The organism is Asticcacaulis sp., from assembly GCF_051956075.1.
In the GTDB taxonomy this organism is placed as follows: Bacteria; Pseudomonadota; Alphaproteobacteria; order Caulobacterales; family Caulobacteraceae; genus Asticcacaulis.
The window spans coordinates 1-19136 of record NZ_JBQCGA010000059.1; the positions used below are offsets into that span (position 1 = coordinate 1).

22 protein-coding genes are annotated in these 19136 nt (G+C 62.6%); 9 read left to right on the forward strand and 13 right to left on the reverse strand.

From position 1 onward, the window contains the following. Positions 1–1016 (reverse strand): ferritin-like domain-containing protein (locus ACTHLA_RS15175; protein WP_440191184.1); only part of this gene is annotated, 1016 nt, incomplete at its 3' end. A gap of 245 nt (positions 1017–1261) precedes the next feature. Between ACTHLA_RS15175 and rpsD the strand changes: the two genes are divergently transcribed. Further along, on the forward strand, positions 1262–1879 hold the full coding sequence (rpsD, locus tag ACTHLA_RS15180) for a 30S ribosomal protein S4 (protein ID WP_440191186.1): 618 nt from the start codon (positions 1262–1264) through the stop codon (positions 1877–1879). A gap of 101 nt (positions 1880–1980) precedes the next feature. On the opposite strand, the gene grxD is transcribed toward rpsD, so the two are convergent. Both grxD and ACTHLA_RS15190 read right to left on the reverse strand, forming a co-directional pair. Beyond that, a complete protein-coding gene (grxD, locus tag ACTHLA_RS15185; protein ID WP_440191189.1) occupies positions 1981–2310 on the reverse strand; it encodes a Grx4 family monothiol glutaredoxin in 330 nt (109 codons plus the stop codon). A 69-nt stretch (positions 2311–2379) separates the two neighbouring features. Next, a complete protein-coding gene (locus ACTHLA_RS15190) occupies positions 2380–3288 on the reverse strand; it encodes an aldo/keto reductase (RefSeq protein ID WP_440191192.1) in 909 nt (302 codons plus the stop codon). A gap of 228 nt (positions 3289–3516) precedes the next feature. Between ACTHLA_RS15190 and ACTHLA_RS15195 the strand changes: the two genes are divergently transcribed. From ACTHLA_RS15195 to ACTHLA_RS15205, 3 genes are all read left to right on the forward strand, one after another. Beyond that, the gene (locus tag ACTHLA_RS15195; protein ID WP_440191195.1) at positions 3517–3963 is read left to right on the forward strand and encodes a hypothetical protein; all 447 of its coding nucleotides are present in this window, start codon (positions 3517–3519) and stop codon (positions 3961–3963) included. 64 nt (positions 3964–4027) lie between these two features. After that, positions 4028–4300, forward strand: a complete 273-nt coding sequence (locus tag ACTHLA_RS15200) for a CopG family ribbon-helix-helix protein (protein ID WP_440191198.1) — start codon at positions 4028–4030, stop codon at positions 4298–4300. Then, on the forward strand, positions 4288–4581 hold the full coding sequence (locus tag ACTHLA_RS15205) for a type II toxin-antitoxin system RelE/ParE family toxin (protein ID WP_440191201.1): 294 nt from the start codon (positions 4288–4290) through the stop codon (positions 4579–4581). The genes ACTHLA_RS15200 and ACTHLA_RS15205 overlap by 13 nt, the downstream gene beginning before the upstream one ends. Here the strand turns inward: ACTHLA_RS15205 and purL are convergent. The 5 genes from purL to purC all read right to left on the reverse strand — a co-directional run bounded on the left by purL (position 4578) and on the right by purC (position 9305). Beyond that, positions 4578–6788, reverse strand: a complete 2211-nt coding sequence (gene purL, locus ACTHLA_RS15210) for a phosphoribosylformylglycinamidine synthase subunit PurL (RefSeq protein WP_440191204.1) — start codon at positions 6786–6788, stop codon at positions 4578–4580. The genes ACTHLA_RS15205 and purL overlap by 4 nt on opposite strands. 50 nt (positions 6789–6838) lie before the next feature. Further along, the gene (locus ACTHLA_RS15215) at positions 6839–7450 is read right to left on the reverse strand and encodes an NYN domain-containing protein (RefSeq protein WP_440191207.1); all 612 of its coding nucleotides are present in this window, start codon (positions 7448–7450) and stop codon (positions 6839–6841) included. Positions 7451–7626: 176 nt separating this feature from the next. Then, positions 7627–8304, reverse strand: a complete 678-nt coding sequence (gene purQ / locus ACTHLA_RS15220) for a phosphoribosylformylglycinamidine synthase subunit PurQ (RefSeq protein ID WP_440191210.1) — start codon at positions 8302–8304, stop codon at positions 7627–7629. 1 nt (position 8305) lies between these two features. Then, a complete protein-coding gene (gene purS, locus ACTHLA_RS15225; RefSeq protein ID WP_440191213.1) occupies positions 8306–8545 on the reverse strand; it encodes a phosphoribosylformylglycinamidine synthase subunit PurS in 240 nt (79 codons plus the stop codon). Between the two features lies 1 nt (position 8546). After that, positions 8547–9305 (reverse strand): phosphoribosylaminoimidazolesuccinocarboxamide synthase, encoded by a 759-nt coding sequence (purC, locus tag ACTHLA_RS15230; RefSeq protein WP_440191264.1) that lies wholly within the window; start codon positions 9303–9305, stop codon positions 8547–8549. A gap of 300 nt (positions 9306–9605) precedes the next feature. On the opposite strand from purC, the gene ACTHLA_RS15235 reads away from it, so the two are divergent. Both ACTHLA_RS15235 and ACTHLA_RS15240 read left to right on the forward strand, forming a co-directional pair. Beyond that, positions 9606–9935, forward strand: a complete 330-nt coding sequence (locus tag ACTHLA_RS15235; protein ID WP_440191216.1) for an ATPase inhibitor subunit zeta — start codon at positions 9606–9608, stop codon at positions 9933–9935. A 4-nt stretch (positions 9936–9939) separates the two neighbouring features. Beyond that, positions 9940–10146 (forward strand): hypothetical protein, encoded by a 207-nt coding sequence (locus ACTHLA_RS15240; protein WP_440191219.1) that lies wholly within the window; start codon positions 9940–9942, stop codon positions 10144–10146. Here the strand turns inward: ACTHLA_RS15240 and ACTHLA_RS15245 are convergent, their stop codons facing one another. Then, on the reverse strand, positions 10147–10821 hold the full coding sequence (locus ACTHLA_RS15245; RefSeq protein WP_440191222.1) for a 2OG-Fe(II) oxygenase family protein: 675 nt from the start codon (positions 10819–10821) through the stop codon (positions 10147–10149). It abuts the gene before it with no gap. A gap of 148 nt (positions 10822–10969) precedes the next feature. Then, positions 10970–12274 (reverse strand): adenylosuccinate lyase, encoded by a 1305-nt coding sequence (purB, locus tag ACTHLA_RS15250; RefSeq protein ID WP_440191225.1) that lies wholly within the window; start codon positions 12272–12274, stop codon positions 10970–10972. 214 nt (positions 12275–12488) lie between these two features. Here purB and ACTHLA_RS15255 point away from each other — a divergent pair, with 214 nt between their 5' ends. Both ACTHLA_RS15255 and galA read left to right on the forward strand, forming a co-directional pair. Beyond that, a complete protein-coding gene (locus tag ACTHLA_RS15255) occupies positions 12489–13745 on the forward strand; it encodes a peptidoglycan-binding protein (RefSeq protein ID WP_440191228.1) in 1257 nt (418 codons plus the stop codon). Between the two features lie 93 nt (positions 13746–13838). Beyond that, positions 13839–16292: a beta-galactosidase GalA gene (gene galA, locus ACTHLA_RS15260; protein ID WP_440191231.1), complete on the forward strand. Its 2454-nt coding sequence runs from the start codon at positions 13839–13841 to the stop codon at positions 16290–16292. Positions 16293–16425: 133 nt separating this feature from the next. Here galA and radC read toward each other — a convergent pair whose 3' ends face one another. Next, positions 16426–17154 (reverse strand): RadC family protein, encoded by a 729-nt coding sequence (gene radC / locus ACTHLA_RS15265; RefSeq protein WP_440191234.1) that lies wholly within the window; start codon positions 17152–17154, stop codon positions 16426–16428. A 21-nt stretch (positions 17155–17175) separates the two neighbouring features. After that, entirely contained in the window at positions 17176–17994 is an 819-nt protein-coding gene (gene map, locus ACTHLA_RS15270; RefSeq protein ID WP_440191237.1) for a type I methionyl aminopeptidase, read from the reverse strand. A gap of 215 nt (positions 17995–18209) precedes the next feature. Between map and ACTHLA_RS15275 the strand changes: the two genes are divergently transcribed. Next, the gene (locus ACTHLA_RS15275; RefSeq protein ID WP_440191240.1) at positions 18210–18782 is read left to right on the forward strand and encodes a hypothetical protein; all 573 of its coding nucleotides are present in this window, start codon (positions 18210–18212) and stop codon (positions 18780–18782) included. A 25-nt stretch (positions 18783–18807) separates the two neighbouring features. Here ACTHLA_RS15275 and ACTHLA_RS15280 read toward each other — a convergent pair whose 3' ends face one another. Next, positions 18808–18984, reverse strand: a complete 177-nt coding sequence (locus tag ACTHLA_RS15280; RefSeq protein ID WP_440191243.1) for a hypothetical protein — start codon at positions 18982–18984, stop codon at positions 18808–18810. Positions 18985–19136 lie beyond the last annotated feature (152 nt).

Here is a 19136-nt window from a genome sequence, read left to right on the forward strand (position 1 = left end):
GCCACGGGCGACAGGGCGTACATGCCGTCGATCGAGACATCGATGAAGGCGCGCTTGCGCACCGGATCATTGTCGGCAAAGCCCTGGGAAAGCGCGCGCAGCATCACGTTATAGATGGCATTGGCCAGGTCCATCACCGCCGCGGCTTCCGGCGCATCGACCCACACGGCATGGCTGCGTTCCGGGCCCTTGCGCATCAGCGGGTTCTTCGCCACCGGACGAGCCGGCGCAAAAGCCGGATCGACGGCCTCCATCTGGTGATAGCTGTCGCACATGGCCATGAAGCGGTTATAGTGCGAGCGCGCGTTCTCCCCGGCGGCGCCTTCGCCCTGGTCGACAATAGTGTCGCAGGCGGCCAGCGCCGTCTTCAGGCACTTGACGATCTTCAGGCCGGGCAGGGGCGTCAGGTCGGGGCCGACCTGAAGCGACATATCGCCGATGAACAGATGTTCCTCACCCAGACGCGCACTGAGATCGGCCAGTCCCTTGCGGATGCCGCGATAGAGATGCCCGACCGTGGCATAGTCCTGACCGTTCGGCATCAGGCGGTCGCCATCCATGTTGCGGTCATAGGTCTGCCTGACGGCCTCGAAACCGGCGCCATCGGGCCGGGTGTCGCCTTCGGGGCGTTCGAGATAGATGAAGTGATCGAGTGTCGACTTGTTGAAGGGGTGCAGTTCGACCACCACGCCGGAGGGATGATAGCCGGCGGCAATGGGGAAATTCGGCCGGCCGAAGTGCGGCGTGCCGCCAACCGCGATGGTGATATTGGCGACCAGGGCCAGATGACCCATTTCCTCCACGGCGATGGCAATGATGTCGCGCCGCCAGCCGGCCACCACTTTCGTCTGTTCGGGTGTCAGGCCGTCGGCTTCGGTTTTCAGGGAAAAGGCCGCGAACAGGTAGCAGCACATCAGGTTGTGCTCGATTTCCGCCGCCTCGGCCAGCAGGAAGATCAGTTCCTCTCGGGTGCGGACATCGATAACAGGCTCGGAAACGGAGGTATCTGCCGGCATGGATAGCTCCAGTCTTGCATGAACAGGCGGATCAGTTAAGTCTCCCGCACGCTTGGGCGCAAGCCTTGATTGCGATTAAAACGCCTTATGGCGCTTGACTCCCGCTCACCTTTCCGACATAAGCCGCCACTTCCACGCTTTCCGATAAGGAACAGCGTCACTACGGGTTGATCCTGAGCCGCCGTTGCAATCGCCTTCCGCACTCTCGCGGGAAGCCGGTCAGGGTTAGATATCGAAGGTACGATATGTCGAAGCGCCACAGCGCCAAGTACAAACTCGACCGCGTCATGGGTGAAAACCTGTGGGGCCGTCCCAAGTCCCCCGTCAACAAGCGCTCCTATGGCCCCGGCCAGCACGGCCAGCGCCGCAAGTCCAAGATCTCCGATTTCGGCACCCAGCTCCGCGCCAAGCAGAAGCTGAAGGGTTACTACGGTAACATCACCGAAAAGCAGTTCCTGCGCACCTATGAAGAGGCTGATCGCCGCAAGGGCAACACCTCGGAAAACCTGGTGGGCCTGCTGGAATCGCGCCTGGACGCCGTTGTCTACCGCGCCAAGTTCGTGCCGACCGTCTGGGCGGCTCGTCAGTTCGTCAACCACGGCCACGTCCTGGTGAACGGCAAGCGCGTCAACATCGCTTCCTACCGCGTGAAGCCGGACGACGTCGTCGAAGTCCGTGAGCGTTCGCGCAACATGGCCCTGGTTCTCGAAGCCCTGCAATCGCCCGAGCGCGACGTGCCGGACTATATCGAACTGGACGCCAAGGGCATGAAGGCCCGTTTCGTCCGTATGCCGGAACTGGCCGAAGTGCCGTACCCGGTCAAGATGGAACCGAACCTGATCGTCGAATATTACTCCTCGTAATCCGAGCTACGATGTAGAATCAAACCCCGGAAGAGCGATCTTCCGGGGTTTTGTTTGTGTCACAAAACATGGCAGCCTTTGCGGCCATTTGACGGGTCGAGTTACGCCTCTATCAAGCCCTGACCGGCCAGGGCGGTTTTCAGTTCGCCGGACTGGAACATCTCACGGACGATATCGGCGCCGCCGATAAATTCGCCCTTGATGTAGAGCTGCGGTATGGTCGGCCAGTCGGAATAGACCTTGATGCCTTCGCGCAAATCGTTGTCCTGCAGCACATCGACGCCGACATATTCGACGCCCAAATGATCCAGCACCTGCACGACCAGACCAGAGAAGCCGCAGCGCGGCTGTTCGGGCGTGCCTTTCATGAACAGCACGACGTCGTGGGTCTTGATGGTGGTGTCGATAAAGGCGTTGACGTCGTCGCTCACGCGGAACTCTCCTGAGATGGCTTGCACCGCATATAGGCGAGGCCGCCGCGAAAATCCAGAGGCCGGAGCTTAATGCCCGCCCGCCGCGATCTGATGGTTGAAGCGCGCCATCTCGATCTGGGCGGGGACGGAGGAGGGCAGGACGCGTTCGGACACCGCGCACAGGGCTTCGATCTGCTGCGGGCTTTCGGCGTCGATAAAGACGCAGGACAGGCTCGGTTGCGACAGCGCATAGCCGAGGCACAACTCCTCCGGCGTCCAGTCGGGCGTCTGGTGCAGGAAGGCGTGCGTACCTGCGCCCGCCAGCGGGTTTTCCGGCTTGCCGCCAAACCAGCCGCGCCGCGCCGCCTTCGGCACGACGTCGGACGCCTTGCGATAAGCGTCGGGGAAGAAGTTGGCGCCGATGACGTTCATCTCGCTGTGAACGGCCTTGTCGATCTGGCGGCGCTTGTCCCAGGTCGAGTCGATGTCGAAACTGGTCTCGATGACGTTGAAATGCCCGCCCGCGATCAGCAGCGGCAGGTCCGCGGTCTCGCCGCGCGCGCCGGTATAGCGCAGCATGCGCGCCTGTTTCAGGCTCTCCAGAAAGGACAGGGTGTCGGCGGGCAGGCTCAAGGTTCCGGGTGGCGAAAACATCAGCAGATCGAGCGCTTTCAGACCGGACTCCTTGATGGCGGCGCGCAGCCGCTCACGTAAGGGACGCAGGGCGTAGCCGATGCTGTCGCAGGCCTGTCCGGCCTCCTGCGCATCGACGCTGATGAACAGAAGCCGCCGCTCGACCACGGAAAAGGCCTGCGCCGCCGCGCGCAGGAATTCCGGCGCAGTCGTGTCGAAATGATAGGTGTTGACGCCGTTTTCCAGCCCGGCCACGATCAGCTTGGTCAGCAGGCCGACATTGCCGCCGATCTTCAACCGCGACAGTTTCAGGCCGATGGTCGAGAGCGCCAGACCGGAATGACCGAAGGGGCGATAGCGCATGGCCTAACCCTCCCGGCCTGAACAGGCCGCGCAGGCGACGTTCGCTTTCGCGGGTCGGTCGGTGATCATGCTCGCTTCGCCAGGATAAGGGTCGCGCATTCCGCGTCGCGAAATACCGTCAAGTTTTGGCGGAAAACCGGTTAAGAGAGCTTTAAGGCCGTTGTCGCGCAAGGCGATTTGGCGGTTGCGGGCGCCTGGGTTATGCTGTCCTGAAACAGGAGGCGCGCAATGAAGCGGCTGGGTCTGATACTGATTTTGGCTCTGGCGGCCCCAATGGCGCAGGCGCAAGGCTGCGTGCGCGATCCGGCGGCGGGCTTCGACGCGGCTCTGGCCGTCACCCTCGGCGCCGTGCGCGGCGATGACCCGCAGGCCCTGCTGAACCAGATGAGCGCCGAAGGCGTCAGCTTCGGTCCCGAAGGCGAGGTCGTGTCGCTGGCCGAACTGCGCGCGCAATTCGCCCGCCGCGATGGACGCTACTGCGACCTGTTCGCCTGCAACGGCGCCGAAGGCCCGCTGCACCGCCTGTTCGTCATGGGCCATATCGACAAAAGCGTCGATACAAAACACGGTCTGGCCTCGGTCTTCATCAACGCGAACAGCAATGACGAACTGGACCTCAGCTACAAACTCAGCCCGTCCTGCCGCTGGGAGCTGAACGGAATCGCGGCGCCGTGAATTGCCGAGGCGTGGCCTTTGTGGTACGGGTATTCAAAGGTAATACCTATCGGCAGGCACAAAGATGGCGACCTCTGTCAAAATAGATGATGCGCTCAAGGCGCGCGTCCAGACCCTGGCTGAGCATAAACAACGCTCTGCGCACTGGATCATGCGCGAGGCTATCCAGCAATATGTCGAGCGCGAGGAAAAACGGCGACGTTTTGTGGCCGAAGCCGAGGCGTCGTGGCAGGCTTATCAGGCGACAGGTCAGCATGTGACAGGCGAAGAATTGTTCGCCTGGATGGAAAGCTGGGGAACGGATGAGGAAACCCAACCGCCCGAATGCCACAGCTAGTCATAACGCCCTCGGCCTTGGCGCGCATGGAAATTTGCCGCCGCTTCCTGCATGAGAGCGCGCCGCTCGCCGCCCGACGCGCCATGTTGGCGATACGAACGCAATTGCAAATTCTGCGCGATTCGCCCGATATCGGTCGCCCCGTTCCCGAAGCTGATGACATGCGAGAACTGATCATCGACTTTGGCGATTCAGGCTATCTCGCCCTCTATCGGTATGTCGCGCACACCGACACCGTCTATATTCTGGCGTTCCGACACCAGAAGGAGGCGGGGTACTAAGCCTTGCCCGCCATATAGGCCGGCAGCCACGCCTCATGGACGCTGCGCAGACGCTCCACGCTTAGGGACAGATGCGCATAGGTCAGGTCTGAGCCGCCCGCCACGCCGATCACCGCCGCCGCAACATCGGCCTCCGCCGCCTGGGCGATGACGAGGTGCGCCGACGCCTCCTCGACCGCGATCAGATAACGCGCCTGATCCTCGGCGAAGCCGAACACATGGTCGTTGAGGTCGGAGACATTCTTCAGCGCCAGACCGATCTTCGAGGCCAGGGCCATATCGACCGCCGCGCTCAAGAGGCCGCCGTCGCTGAGGTCGTGGACGCCGCGCGCCACGCCCGACAGGATCAGCTCGCGCACGAATAGGCCATTGGCCTTCTCCACGTCGAGATCGACCTTAGGCGGCGCGCCCGCCTCGACGCCGCAGACTTCGCGTAAGTAAAGCGACGAGCCCATCTCGCCCTCGGTTTCGCCGATCAGGATCAGCACCTGTCCGGCCTTGACGCTGTTGAAACCGACGCGCTGGTCGTAGTCCTTGAGCAGGCCGACCGCGCCGACTGTCGGCGTCGGCGGGATCGCCTGACCATTGGTTTCGTTATAGAGCGAGACATTGCCCGACACGACCGGGAAGTCGAGCTTGCGGCAGGCCTCGGCCATGCCGTCGATGGCGCGCACGATCTGGCCCATAATCTCCGGCTTTTCGGGATTGCCGAAGTTGAGATTGTCGGTGATGGCGATCGGCTCCGAACCGACGGCGATCAGGTTGCGCCACGCCTCGGCCACGGCCTGCTTGCCGCCCTCATAGGGGTTGGCCTTGACGTAACGCGGGGTGCAGTCCGAAGTGACGGCCAGCGCCTTTTTCGTGCCATGCACGCGCACCATGCCCGCATCGTGGCCGGTCGAGGAATCGGCCAGGGTGTCGGCCATGACGTGGCGGTCATACTGCTCCCACAGCCAACGCTTGGAGGCCTCGTCCGGGCAGGAGATAATCTTCAGCAGCGCCTCATTCAGGTCGTGCGCGGGCGTCGCGCCATAGGGCGCTTCCATCGCGGGCTCGACCCACGGGCGGTCGTAGAGCGGCGCATCGTCCGAGAGCGGCGCCAACGGCAGGTCGCACACGACCTCGCCCTTGTGCTTCAGCACGATATGGCCGGACGTGTTGGTCTCGCCGATCACGGCGGCGTCGAGGCCCCACTTTTTGAAGATGCGATAGCCGTCTTCCTCGCGGCCCGGCTTCAGGATGGCCAGCATGCGCTCCTGCGATTCCGACAGCATCATCTCATAGGCCGACATGCCGGTCTCGCGCTGCGGCACCTTGTCGAGGTCGAGCGTGATGCCGAGGCCGCCCTTGCCCGCCATTTCGACGGAGGACGAGGTCAGGCCCGCCGCGCCCATGTCCTGAATGGCGGCGACCGCGCCGGACGCCATCAGCTCAAGCGTCGCTTCGATCAGCAGCTTTTCCGCGAACGGATCGCCGACCTGCACGGTCGGGCGCTTTTCTTCGGAATCCTCGGAAAACTCCGCCGACGACATGGTGGCGCCGTGGATGCCGTCGCGGCCGGTCTTGGAGCCGAAATAGACCACCGGCAGGCCGGGTTCCGGCGCAGCGGAATAGAAGATCTTGTCGGCGTCAGCCAGGCCCACGCACATGGCGTTGACCAGGATATTGCCATTATAACCCGCGTGGAAATTGGTCTCGCCCGCCACGGTCGGCACGCCGACGCAGTTGCCGTAGCCGCCAATGCCCGACACGACGCCCTCGACCAGACGACGCGTCTTCGGATGGCCCGGCTCGCCGAAACGCAGCGCGTTGAGCAGCGCCACCGGGCGCGCGCCCATGGTGAAGACGTCGCGCATGATGCCGCCGACGCCCGTGGCCGCGCCCTGATAGGGCTCGATATAGGACGGGTGGTTATGGCTCTCCATCTTGAAGATACACGCCTGACCGTCATCAATGTCGATAACGCCCGCATTCTCGCCGGGGCCGCAGATAACGCGCGGGCCGGTGACCGGGAATTTGCGCAGGTGCTTGCGCGAGGATTTGTAAGAGCAATGCTCCGACCACATGACCGAGAAGACGCCCAGCTCGACATCGTTCGGCTCACGCCCAAGACGGTCGAGAATGACGTCGTATTCCTCCGGCTTGAGGCCGTACTCGGCGGCCTTGTCGGCCATGGATTTCTGCGGTGCGGGGGCTGTGGTGCTCATGCCCGCGCATATAGGGGATTCAGGGGCGAATGTCAGCCGAAAATGCAGGGTTACGGTTGCGGCCAAGCCACATCGCGACGCAAATCCGAATGTTGCAACAATTCTGGAGCAAGCCGTTGTTGGGGAAAGCCGACAAGAACAATTTGCAAGCCTTTGGTGCGTGCATATTTCATAGCCGGAATACAGTCTGTATCACCTGAAATTAGGATTACGCGTTCGACGCTGTTTTGGTTGGAATAGGTCGCTATGTCCAAGCCGATGCGCATATCGACGCCTTTCTGCTCAAAATCCGGTTTAAAATCCGCGTCAGTCAGATTTTTACCAGGAGCAGGTTTCCGGATCGGCTTGAATCCGCGAAATTTGAGAACACCAAGACGAATAGCGAAATAATCTTTCGCTGCCAGTTCCTTTAACCAGTCGTCCTTTCCCGTAAAAATATGTTCAGAGCCAGAAATGGGGAGCTTGGCCTTTCCATTGTACGGCGCGCAATCGTAATAGAGGACGCGCAGCAGCGTCTCATCAGCTTGCAGGCAAGCGTGAGCCACTTTTTCGATATAGTCAGGATTGTAAGCGATTTTCTGCTTCTTGGTCAGAACGCGCAAATGGCCGCCGTCAATGAGCACGGATACTTTCAATGATAAAAACCCCCCGAATGTCGCCATCCGGAGGGTTCCATAAAAGCCCGCCTACGGGCGTAGCGGATATAGGCCATGCTTTGCACAGGATTCTTAAAGAAGCAATAAGAATCGCTACGGAGCGTGTTGGCCGAATACAGCCCCATATTTAGGGACCATAAGAAGGGGAAACAATAATCCCGCTGTATCGGCAGGGGATTTCTTTACGCCGATTGCAGCGCGCCGACCAGGCTTCTGAACAGGGGCGCGCCGTCGGCGGAGCCGAGCGCCGGTTCAAACGCCCGGTCGGGGTGCGGCATCATGCCCAGCACATTGCCCGCTTCATTGATAATCCCGGCAATGTCGTTGACCGAACCGTTCGGGTTCTCGACATAGCGGAACACGACCTGATCCTTGTCCTCGATGCGCTTCAGCGTCTCGGCGTCGGCGAAGAAATTGCCATCGCCATTGCCCTGCGTCATCCAGACGGTTTCCTGATCGCCATAGGCGGTGGTGAAGCGCGTCCTGCGGTTGGCGATCGTCAGTTCGATCGGCTTGCAGACATATTTCAGTTGCGCGTTGCGCAACAGCGCGCCGGGCAGCAGACCCGCCTCGCACAGGATCTGAAAGCCGTTGCAGATGCCCAGCACCGACACGCCGCGCGCGGCCTCGGCCTTGACCGCCTGCATGACCGGCGACTGCGACGCCATCGCGCCGCAACGCAGATAATCGCCATAGGAGAAGCCGCCCGGAATCACGATTAGGTCGAGGCCGGAGGGCAGGGCGCTCTCCTCGTGCCAGACCATATCGACATGGCCGCCAATCGTCGTTTCAACCGCCGTCTTGCAGTCGCGGTCGCAGTTGGAGCCGGGGAAAACCAGAACGGCCGCCTTGAAACCCATGTCAGGCCACCTCGACGCGGTAGGATTCGATGACCGTATTGGCCAGCAGCTTTTCGCACATGGCCTTGAGCTCGGCCCTGGCCGCCTCCGGGTCGGCGCCGTCCATGTCGAACTCCAGCAGCTTGCCGACGCGGACATTGTTGACGCCGTTCCAGCCGAGGCCATGCAGCGCGCCTTCGACCGCCTTGCCCTGCACGTCCAGCACGCCGGGTTTCAGGAAAACGTGAACTTTTGCTTTCATCTTAGTTGATACCGCCTTCGATGACTTTGGGCATATCGCCCATGATGCCGAGACGCTTGGCGACCTCGGTATAGGATTCAATCACATTGCCCATATCGCGGCGGAAGCGGTCCTTGTCGAGCTTTTCGCCCGAGGCCGTATCCCACAGGCGGCAGGAATCGGGGCTGATCTCGTCGGCCAGGATGACGCGCGAGAACTCGCCCTCGAACAGGCGGCCATATTCGATCTTGAAATCGACCAGGGTGATGCCGACCGCCGCGAACATGCCGCACAGGAAGTCGTTGACGCGCAGGGTCATGGCCAGAATGTCGTCGATCTCCTGGGTATTGGCCCAGTTGAAGGCGGTGATATGCTCCTCGGTGATCATCGGATCGTTGAGGGCGTCGTTCTTGTAGTAGAACTCCACGATCGAACGCGGCAGTTGCTGCCCTTCCGGCAGGCCGAAGCGCTTGGCCATGGAGCCCGCCACCACATTGCGGCACACGACTTCGAGCGGGATGATCTCGACTTCGCGGATCAGCTGTTCGCGCAGGTTCAGGCGTTTGATGAAGTGGTTCTGCACGCCGATGTTCGTCAGCTTGGTCATGACGAATTCGGAGATGCGGTTGTTGATGACGCCCTTGCCTTCAAGCTGCGCCTTCTTCTCGCCGTTGAAGGCGGTGGCGTCGTCCTTGAAATACTGCACCAGCGTGCCGGGCTCAGGGCCTTCGTACAGAATCTTGGCCTTGCCTTCGTAGATCTTCTTGCGGCGGGTGGTCATCATGGTGTCCCGGTTAAGGCGCTTTACGCCAGCGGGCGCCGAAAGGCGCGTGTGGGGCGCGTAAAAGCTGGGTTTGCGGCGCGCATCGGATATGGGGATGCGTTTCGCCGCCGCCAATATACAAAATCCATGCAAAAGTACAGGCCGCGTCCCGGATAAAAACGCCGCGCCCTGAGCATTTTTCCCGACAGTTTGTTGCAGACTGACGCCGCGTCAGGAAAACGCGCCGGACATGACGGATACGGTTGCCTAAAACCAAAAGGAGAATTACAACCAAAAGACCCTGCGAGGTTCTCCTATATGTCAACGTCACACCAGCGTACCCCCGGCTCAGAGGCCGCGTCGGACAGTCTTTCTGATCCCGCCGAACAGCTTGAATTTCAGGCGTCGGGCATGCGCAATCGTATGCTGGCCCTATGGGGCGCGGAAAAGATGGGGCTGAACGGCGCCTCCAGCGAAAACTACGCCGTCGCCGTTGAAAACATGGCGGGCGGCGCGCCGTCCGAGGAAGACGTGATTCGCAAGGTGCTGGGTGATCTGGTCGCTTCCAAGCTGCCGGTGCGCGAATCGGAAGTGCGCAGCAAGGCCGAGGAATTTCTGGCCCAGGCGCGGGCCGCATTACGGGGATAGGCGGATGATCAAGGCGCAAATCTGGCTGGCCTTGGGCGCTCTGGTCCTGTTATCGGCCTGCGCCACCACATCCGACCTGACGCGCGAACCGCTGCCAACGCAATCCATCGACGCGCCGCCCCCGCCGCCGCCTGCGGAAACCGACAAGACGCCGCTCCCGACGCAGCCGATCGACGCCCCGCCGCCCCCGCCGCCGGTTAGCGGAAGTTAATCAGCCAAACCGGCCCATGATCGAGAAGCGCGGTCCCGCCGCATAGGGCGCGACGCTGGCGATGGAGCGCGGCTGATCGCCCGCAAACAAAGCCAGATCGTTCATGCGCGGCATGATCCCGCCTTCCAGATCGCCCGACGGCGAATGGAACAGCATCTGCCCGCCCCAGTCCGAGCGCCAGTTTTGCGTAAAACTCCACTCAAAACCGAGCCGCGCCTGCGTGTCGGTATGGCGGGTGAAGAAGTCGCCGTTGCGGTAGCAAACCGCGGACAACTGCGTCAGCACCAGCCCTGACAGGCCGGTCAGCTTCTCGCAGAGCGCCGCAAAGGCTGGCGATTTCAGCAGGTCGGATATGTCCTTCAGCGCCGGTTCCGAATGCGCCATCAGGTCGAAGCCGAGCCGCAGGTAGGACAGCCCCGACTGCGCGCGCACAGCGGCGTCCTGTAAGCGGCTCTGGATCACGTCCGGCGGCAATTGCTCCAGCTCGAAGCGCGAAATCACCTGCGGCTGGCCCTCGGCGCTGACCAGTTGCAGCTCCCACGGCGTGCGCCGCTCCAGCGCCTGATGCACGTTCAGCGCATCGGCGTCGGACAGCGCGCCCTCCAGCCGGATACGCCCCTTGCCGTTGAAGCGGCTGACATAGCCGGCGAAATCGAAGTTGTCGTTGAGTTGCATAAATCACCTTTCATCCTTCCCCGTTCACGGGGAAGGTGGCGCGGCTTGTCCGCGACGGAAGGGGGGCGGACGGCAGGGTTTCCCCCTTCCGTCATTTCGCTACGCTCAATGCCACCTTCCCCGTGAACGGGGAAGGATGAGAAGACGCTTATGCGCCGAACACGCGCGCGAAGATCGTATCGACGTGCTTGGTGTGATAGTCGAGGCTGAAGAACGGCTCCAACTGCTCGCGCGTAAAGAATTTCGACACATCCTCGTCCTCGCTAAGAAAATCGAGGAAATTGCCCTCGCCACGCCACACCTTCATGGCGTTGCGCTGCACGGCGGAATAGCTGTCCTCACGCGACATGCCCTTCTGGGTCAGGGCCAGCAGCACGCGCTGCGAATGCACGAGCCCGCCGAGGCGATCCATATTCTTCTGCATATTCTCTGGATAGACGACCAGATTCTCCATGACATTGGCCAGACGGCGCAGCGCGAAGTCGAGATGCACGCAGGCGTCCGGCGCGATGCCGCGCTCGACAGACGAATGCGAAATATCGCGCTCATGCCACAGGGCGACATTCTCCATGGCCGGGACGACCGCCGAACGCACGAGGCGCGCCAGCCCGGTCAGGTTCTCGGTCAGCACCGGATTGCGCTTGTGCGGCATGGCCGACGAGCCCTTCTGGCCCGCCGAGAAGAACTCCTCAGCCTCCAGCACCTCGGTGCGTTGCAGGTGGCGGATTTCCACCGCCAGACGTTCGATCGACGAGGCGACCACGCCCAGCGCCGCGAAGAAGGCGGCGTGGCGGTCGCGCGGAATCACCTGGGTCGAGACCGGCTCGACGGCGAGGCCCATCTTGTCCGCCACATAGGCCTCAACCTCCGGCGAGACATTGGCGAAGGTGCCGACCGCGCCGGAACTGGCGCAGGTCGAGATCTCCTCGCGCGCCACCACGAGGCGCTGCCGCGCGCGCGTGAATTCGGCATAGTAACCGGCCAGTTTCAGCCCGAAGGTCACGGGCTCGGCGTGGATGCCGTGCGAGCGGCCAACCGTCGGCGTAAACTTGTGCTCCAGTGCGCGGCGCTTGATGGCGGCCAGAACAAGGTCCACGCCTTCGATCAGCAGATCGGAGGAGCGCTGCAACTGCACCGCAAAACAGGTGTCCAGCACGTCCGACGAGGTCATGCCCTGATGCAGGAAGCGCGCCTCCGGGCCGACAATCTCGGACACATGGGTCAGGAAGGCGATGACGTCGTGCTTGACCGTGCGTTCGATCTCGTCGATGCGGTCCGCGTCGAACTCGGCGTCCTTGCCCTTTTCCCACAGGGTTTGCGCCGCCTCGACCGGAATCACCCCCAGCTCGGCCATCTTGGTGGCGGCGTGGGCTTCGATCTCGAACCAGATCTTGTACTTGGTCGCCGCATCCCAGATGGCGGCGGCGTCTTTGCGGGCGTAACGGGAGATCATGGGCAGGGCCTTCGGACGGGGGTGGAGGTTCGCCGCTGGCAATGGAAAGCGCGGGCGGCAATGTCAAGCCCTAATGCGGGAAAACCGCCTTCACCTTACGGCTTCACAACAAGGTTAATTTACCCGTTACAGGTGTGCGCGCTTGGCGCGAAGGTTTATAAAGGGTTAATTTTGGCCAGAATCCTATGTCGTCCGAAATTCCGAGGTTACTGCTGTGCATACGCATCTCCTGAAAACGAGCGTCGCCGCCCTGGCTCTGTTCGCAGCCTTGCCGGCCGCCGCGCACGATATGCGTCCGGTGGTCTCGCACGCCTTCCAGCAGGCGTCGGAGACGACGGCGCAGCGTACGGTGAAGATCGTCCAGACGGGAACGGCGTCTCAGGACGACGCTCAGGTGTGGGGCGACGCTACGCCCGACGTGCAGTGCCCGAACGGCCCGACCGATTCGGCGGACTGGCATGTCGTGCCGGAGGAACTGCGCCGCATCGCCAAGCCGGGCCAGTGCTATTCGCGCCTGCTGGTCGCCCCGCAGGTCGAAACCTATATGGATCACGTCGTCGTCACCCCCGCCCATACTGAAACGCGGGTCGTCCCCGCCGTCACCCGCATGGTCGATCAGGAGGTCGTGGTCGCGCCCGAACATACGGTGCGCCGCGTCGTCCCCGCCGTTACCCATACCGAAATGGTCACCGAAGTCGTCCGTCCGGCCAGCGTGCGCGAGGAGCGCGTCGAGGCGCAGTACGAGACGCGCACCACCCACGTCATGACCGAAGCGCCGCAACAGGTCTGGACGCGCAGCCGTGGAATCGCCACCGGCGCCGCCCTCGTGACGCCCGACGATCACCAACCCGTGCCATACCGCGCCGATGGCACGCTGCAATGGCCGGGCAAGTATGGCGACGATCAGTCCGTACCGGTCGATCAGGATGCGGCCGACTATCTGGCGCAGGGCTCGGCGCAGGACGTCTGGTGCCTGAATCAGCAGCCGGGCCAGTACGCCGAACGCACCGAGCGCGTGGTGACGCGGCCGGAATCGGTGCGCCGCGTCGAGATTCCCGCCGTCACCCGTCAGGTCGAACACACGGTCGTCGATCAGCCCGAACACGTCGTCGAAGACGTAGTCCCCGCCGTGACCGAACACCGTCAGGTCACCGAGGTCGTCACGCCAGAACACACCGAATCCTATGAGGTTCCCGCTGTCTATCAGGACGTGCAGAAGCAGCGCGTCGTCGGCCAGCCGAAAGCTGTCTGGCGCGAAGTCCTGTGTTCGAAGAACGCCACGCCCAAGGTGATCATGTCGATCCAGCGCGCCCTGGCCGCGCGCGGCTATCAACCCGGCGCCATCGACGGCCACCTCGGTTCGCAGACCGCCTCCGCCATGCAGAAATTCCAGGCCGATCAGGGCCTGCCGCAAGGCCAGGTCTCCGTCGAAGCCGTCCAGGCCCTCGGCATCGACCTGCTGCATCGCTAAAAGTCATACATATATCGGATGGCGGCGCGTTTTGGGCTTCAAAGCGCGCCGTTTCCGTGTCTAACTCCTGTCAAAACAGAACAGGGGCAGGACATGAATCGCCGCGAACTCTTCAAGACCATCAGCGCCACGGCGTTTGTCAGCGGCTTTTCGGGTATCGCGCGCGCGCAAGTCGCGACGCCGACCGCCTCGCCACGGCAGGTTCTGTCGCTCGATAAGGGCTGGCGTTTCCACGAAGGCGATATTCCCATGCCGCTGCTGGTGACGCATCAGGAAACCTATGAGGCGGCCAAGGCGGGCAAGGGGCCGGGCGCCGCCGACGTCAAATATGACGACAGTGCGTGGCCGCGGGTGACCCTGCCGCACGATTTCGCCATCGCGCAGCCCTTTGACAAGAACGCCAATGTCGATCAAGCCTATCGCCCGCGCGGCGTCGCCTGGTACCGCAACACGCTCCTGTTCACGCAGGCTGACCACGGCAGGCATATCGAGCTGCAACTGGACGGCATGGCCACTTTCGCCACGGTCTGGTTCAACGGCACGCTGGTGGATCGTAACTGGTCCGGCTATCAATCGGCCTATATCGACCTGACCCCCTATGCCTATTACGACAAGCCCAACCAGCTCGCCATCCGGGTGGACGCCACGGCGATGGAGGGCTGGTGGTACGAAGGGGCGGGTCTTTACCGTCACGCCTGGATCGTGAAACGCGATCCGGTGCATATCGTCACCGACGGCGTGTTCGCCCATCCGGTCAAGACTGGCGATACATGGACCATTCCGGTCGAAGTGACGCTCAACAATTCCGGCGACAAGACGGCGCAGGTGACGGTCACCAGCGAACTGCGCGACGCGGGCGGCAAGGCGCTGGCCACGGTCCGCGCGCAGGCGGCCTGCGATCCGCTGGGGCAGGGCGTGGTCAACATGACCCTGCCCATCAGCTTCACGCCCGACCTGTGGTCGCCGGAAACGCCGGTCATATACAGCGTCGCCACGCGCATCGAACAGGGCGGGCGGGTACTGGACGAAGTGACCACGCCTTGCGGTTTCCGCACCACGCGCTGGGACGCCGATCAGGGCTTTTTCCTCAATGACCGGCACGTCAAGATCAAGGGCGTGTGCCTGCATCAGGATCATGCCGGGGTCGGCACGGCCATACCGGAAAATGTCATTGACTACCGGCTGAAGCGGCTGAAAACGCTCGGCTGCAACGCCATCCGTTTTTCGCACAACGCCCAGAATACCTATCTGATGCACGCCTGCGACCGGATGGGCTTTCTGGTCATGGCCGAGAACCGCAATTTCGACGCCTCGCCCGACTATATCGCCCAGTTGCAGTGGCTGGTGCGCCGCGACCGCAACCACCCCAGCATCTATCTGTGGTCGGTCTTCAACGAGGAGCCGATGCAGGCCACCGAACAGGGCTATGAGATGGTCCGGCGCATGAGCGCGGCGGTCAAGGCGCTCGACGCGACGCGGCCGGTGACGGCGGCGATGAATGGCGGACTGGACGCGGCGATCAGCGTCGCCGAAGCGGTCGATGTGGTCGGCATCAACTACCAGCAGGACAAGTACGACCTGTTCCACAAGGCGCACCCGGATAAGCCGATGTTCTCGTCAGAAGACACCTCGGCCTTTATGACGCGCGGCGAATACAAGAGCGATCAGGACAAACACATCATGGCCTCCTATGATGACGAGGCGGCGCCCTGGGGCGAAACCCAGCGCGACGCCTGGCAGGCGGTGGTGGAGCGCCCCTTTGTCGGCGGCCAGTTCGTCTGGACGGGCCTTGATTATCACGGCGAGCCGTCGCCCTTCACATGGCCGTCCAATTCATCCTATTTCGGTATTCTCGACCTGTGCGGCTTCGACAAGGCCGCCGCCTTCATCCACCGCGCCCAGTGGATCGACGATACGCCGCAGCTTGGCCTTGTCCCGCACTGGAACTGGCAGGCAGGGAATAAGGTGCGCGTCATGGCCTGCACCAATGCCGACGAAGTGGAGCTGTTCGTCAATGGACAATCGGCAGGTAGGCAAAAGGGCGATCGGCTGCGCATGAATTACTGGACGCTTGATTACGCGCCGGGCTTTATCGAGGCGCGCGCCTATAAGGGCGGCAAGCTGGTGGCGAAGGCGCGCAACGAGACGACCGGCAAGGCGGTGGCCTTGCGCCTGACGCCCGATCTCGACGCCCTGACCGCCAATGGCCGCGACGCTGCGCCGGTGAAGGTCGAAGCCATCGACGCCAAAGGGCGTAATGTGCCTCTGGCGCAGGACAGGGTGACGTTCGCCATTGAGGGCGGGACGATCATCGGGCTCGGCAATGGCGACCCGACGTGTCTGGAGCCGGAAAAGGGCAGCCAGCGCTCCCTGTTCAACGGCCTGGCGCAGGTCATCGTGCAGGCGGGCGCGACGGCGGGCGCCCTCACGCTAACGGCCTCTGCGGATGGGCTGAAACCGGCCAGCGTGGCGATTAAGCTTAACCCCGGCTGCTTCACAGCCCCGTGGCGCGCGCCGGGCGAGATCGCCGATCAGGCGACGGCATAAGAGATTTTAGCCACGAAAAACACGAACAGGCACGAAAGGCTTTCGTGTCCATTCGTGTTTTTCGTGGCTAATATTTTCGTATAAAAGCCGCGCTCCGGCAGAGCGCAGAAGCGATATCCATACACAATTGCAGCTACATCGCCCCGATCTGCTTGAGCGAGGCCACGCCTTCGCGTCCGACGATCAGGTGGTCATGGACGCCGATCTTGAGCGGTCGGCCCGCTGCGACGATCTGTTTCGTCATCTCGATATCGCCCTGGCTCGGCATCGGATCGCCGGACGGGTGGTTGTGAACTAAAATGATGTGGCTGGCCGACAGTTCCAGCGCGCGGCGCATGATCTCGCGCGGATAGGCGGGGGCGTGATCGACTGTGCCGTAATTCATCACCTCGTCGGCGATCAACTGGTGCTTTTTATCGAGAAACAGTACGCGGAACTGCTCGCGCGGCTCGTGCGCCAGCGTCACCTTGAGATAGGCGATCAGCGCCGACCATGAGGCGATCACCGTGGTGCGGCGCAGCGGGTCGGCCACCAGCCGCCGCGTCGCCTCGAACATCAGCGACAGGTCGAGCGCAATATCCGCCGTCATCTTCAGCGCCTTGCCGTGATTGTCGAGCGCCGACACCTGCAACATGTCCTCCAGCGGCGCCGACAGGGCGGCGGGCAGGGAGCCGAACCGCGCCAGCAAGGCTTTCGCCAGCGGCTTCACGTCCCGTTGCGGGATCGAGCGGAACAGAAACAGCTCCAAAAGTTCATAATCGGGCAGGGCCGACACGCCGCCCTTGCGCGCGCGGTCGCGCAGCCTCTGGCGATGCCCGCCATGCTGGGGAAGCAAGATGTCGCTTTCCGTGTCCGCCCCCATCCGTTCCCCCCAGATGACCGCCTATCCCGCGACCGGCTCTGGCCGGAACTGCCCGGTGCGCGAGGCGGTGAACAGCTCGACCCCGTCATCGGTGACGCCGCAACTATGCTCGCACTGCGCGCTCAGCGTCTTGTCGCGCGTCACGGCGGTCCAGCCGTCGTTCAGCACCTTGACCTCATAGCGCCCCAGATTGATCATCGGTTCGACGGTGAAGAACATGCCCTTTTGCAGCACCGGCCCGGTCCCCGGCTTGCCGAAATGCAGCACATTGGGCGTATCGTGGAACACCTTGCCGAGGCCGTGGCCGCAGAAGTCGCGCACCACCGAGCAGCGTTGGCCTTCCGCATAGCGCTGGATCGCTGCGGCGATGTCGCCGAAGGTGTTGCCGGGTTTGATCTGTTCAAGGCCGAGACGCATCGCCTCATAGGTCACGTCGATCAGCCGCTTCGCCTTGGGCGCGACCTGACCGACCTCGTACATGCGCGAGGTGTCGCCGTGCCAGCCATCGGCCACGCAGGTGACGTCGATATTGATGATATCCCCGTCGCGCAGCGCCTTTTCCGACGGGATGCCGTGACAGACGACATGGTTGGGCGAGATGCAGACCGTGTTCTGATAGCCGCGATAAAATACGCAGGCGGGCAGGGCGCCGTGGTCGAAAATGAATTCGCGCGCCAGATCGTCGAGCGCTTGCGTCGCCACGCCCGGCTGCACATGCGGGATCAACATGTCGAGGCAATCCGCCGCAATCCGGCCCGCCTTGCGCATACCCTCGAAATCCTCGTCCGTATGGATGCGGATCGTATCGGAACGGGTCATAAAATCGGAATCTGTCGTCATCCCGCCAATATAGCCGCACGAGACGCATATATCCAGAGCATGAAGAAAATACGCCCTTCATCCCTCCCTGCGGAGCGGGGAGGGCCGGGTGAGCGCCGCCAAAGCACGGCTTTGGCAAGCGCAAGGAAGCGGTGGGAGGGGCAATCCGTCGCGCATAAATACCGCGACCTCAACAAATCTATCCCCGCCCGAAATTTCAGGCGCATCCTATCCCCATGTCATCGCACGCGCCCATCGCCCAGCCGCAACTCACGCCGGAAGAACGCCGCGCCTATCTGCGCGCCTTCGCCGACCGCATGCTGCTGAAACTCGCGGCGATGGATGATCCCGAAGACCTGCCCGGCGTCGAACGCGCCGTGCGCGCCGCCTCTGTTGTCGAGCGCCTCTACAGCCGCTGCGACCGCGCCGAGCGCGGCGATGACGATCCGCGAAAATTACGCGCCGAACGCGCCCGCAACGAATCCGAGGCGATCAGAGCGCAGGTCTCGCTGGCCGACACGCTCAAATGGGGCGAGGAGCGCCGCCGCAATCTTGGCCCGTGGTGGGACGCCGCCGCCGAAAAAGCCGCCGCGCCCGCCGCCGTCAGCCCTGCGGCGGCAAAGCCCGTCGAAACGCCCCAAATGCCTAAGGTCGCGCCGAAAACCGAGCCTAAAACCGAGACTGAAACCGCGCCCAAAACTGAGACCGCGAACCCGCCGAAGGTCGCCCCCGAAGTCACTTACGTGGACTATACCGACGCCATCGCCGCCTGGCGCGTCGAACTCGGCCTCGACCCGCCGCCGCCGTGAGGTTGAGCGCCGCCCGGACGACGGATTACAGCGTCTCGGAAAACGAAGTCGGCGCCCAGAAATCCCAGCGTTCCTGATGCAGTCCGGCGCTTTCTGGTTGCGGCGCACAATGCGGACATTCCTCCAGCGCCTCGCTGACCGTCAGGCCGTGATCAATGGCCTCCATCACGCACTTCATCCGTTCCGCAGCAGGGTCCATCATCGGATCTCCCTCATGAATGAGACTGCGACTGTGCGCCCGATCCGCGTGTCTGGGAAATCACAAATTTTTGCACATGCGAAGATCAGCGGACGGACGGTTTGCGCCGCCCGGCGCGTTTTTCCAAAAAGTGGCTCCACTTTTTGGATAAGAAA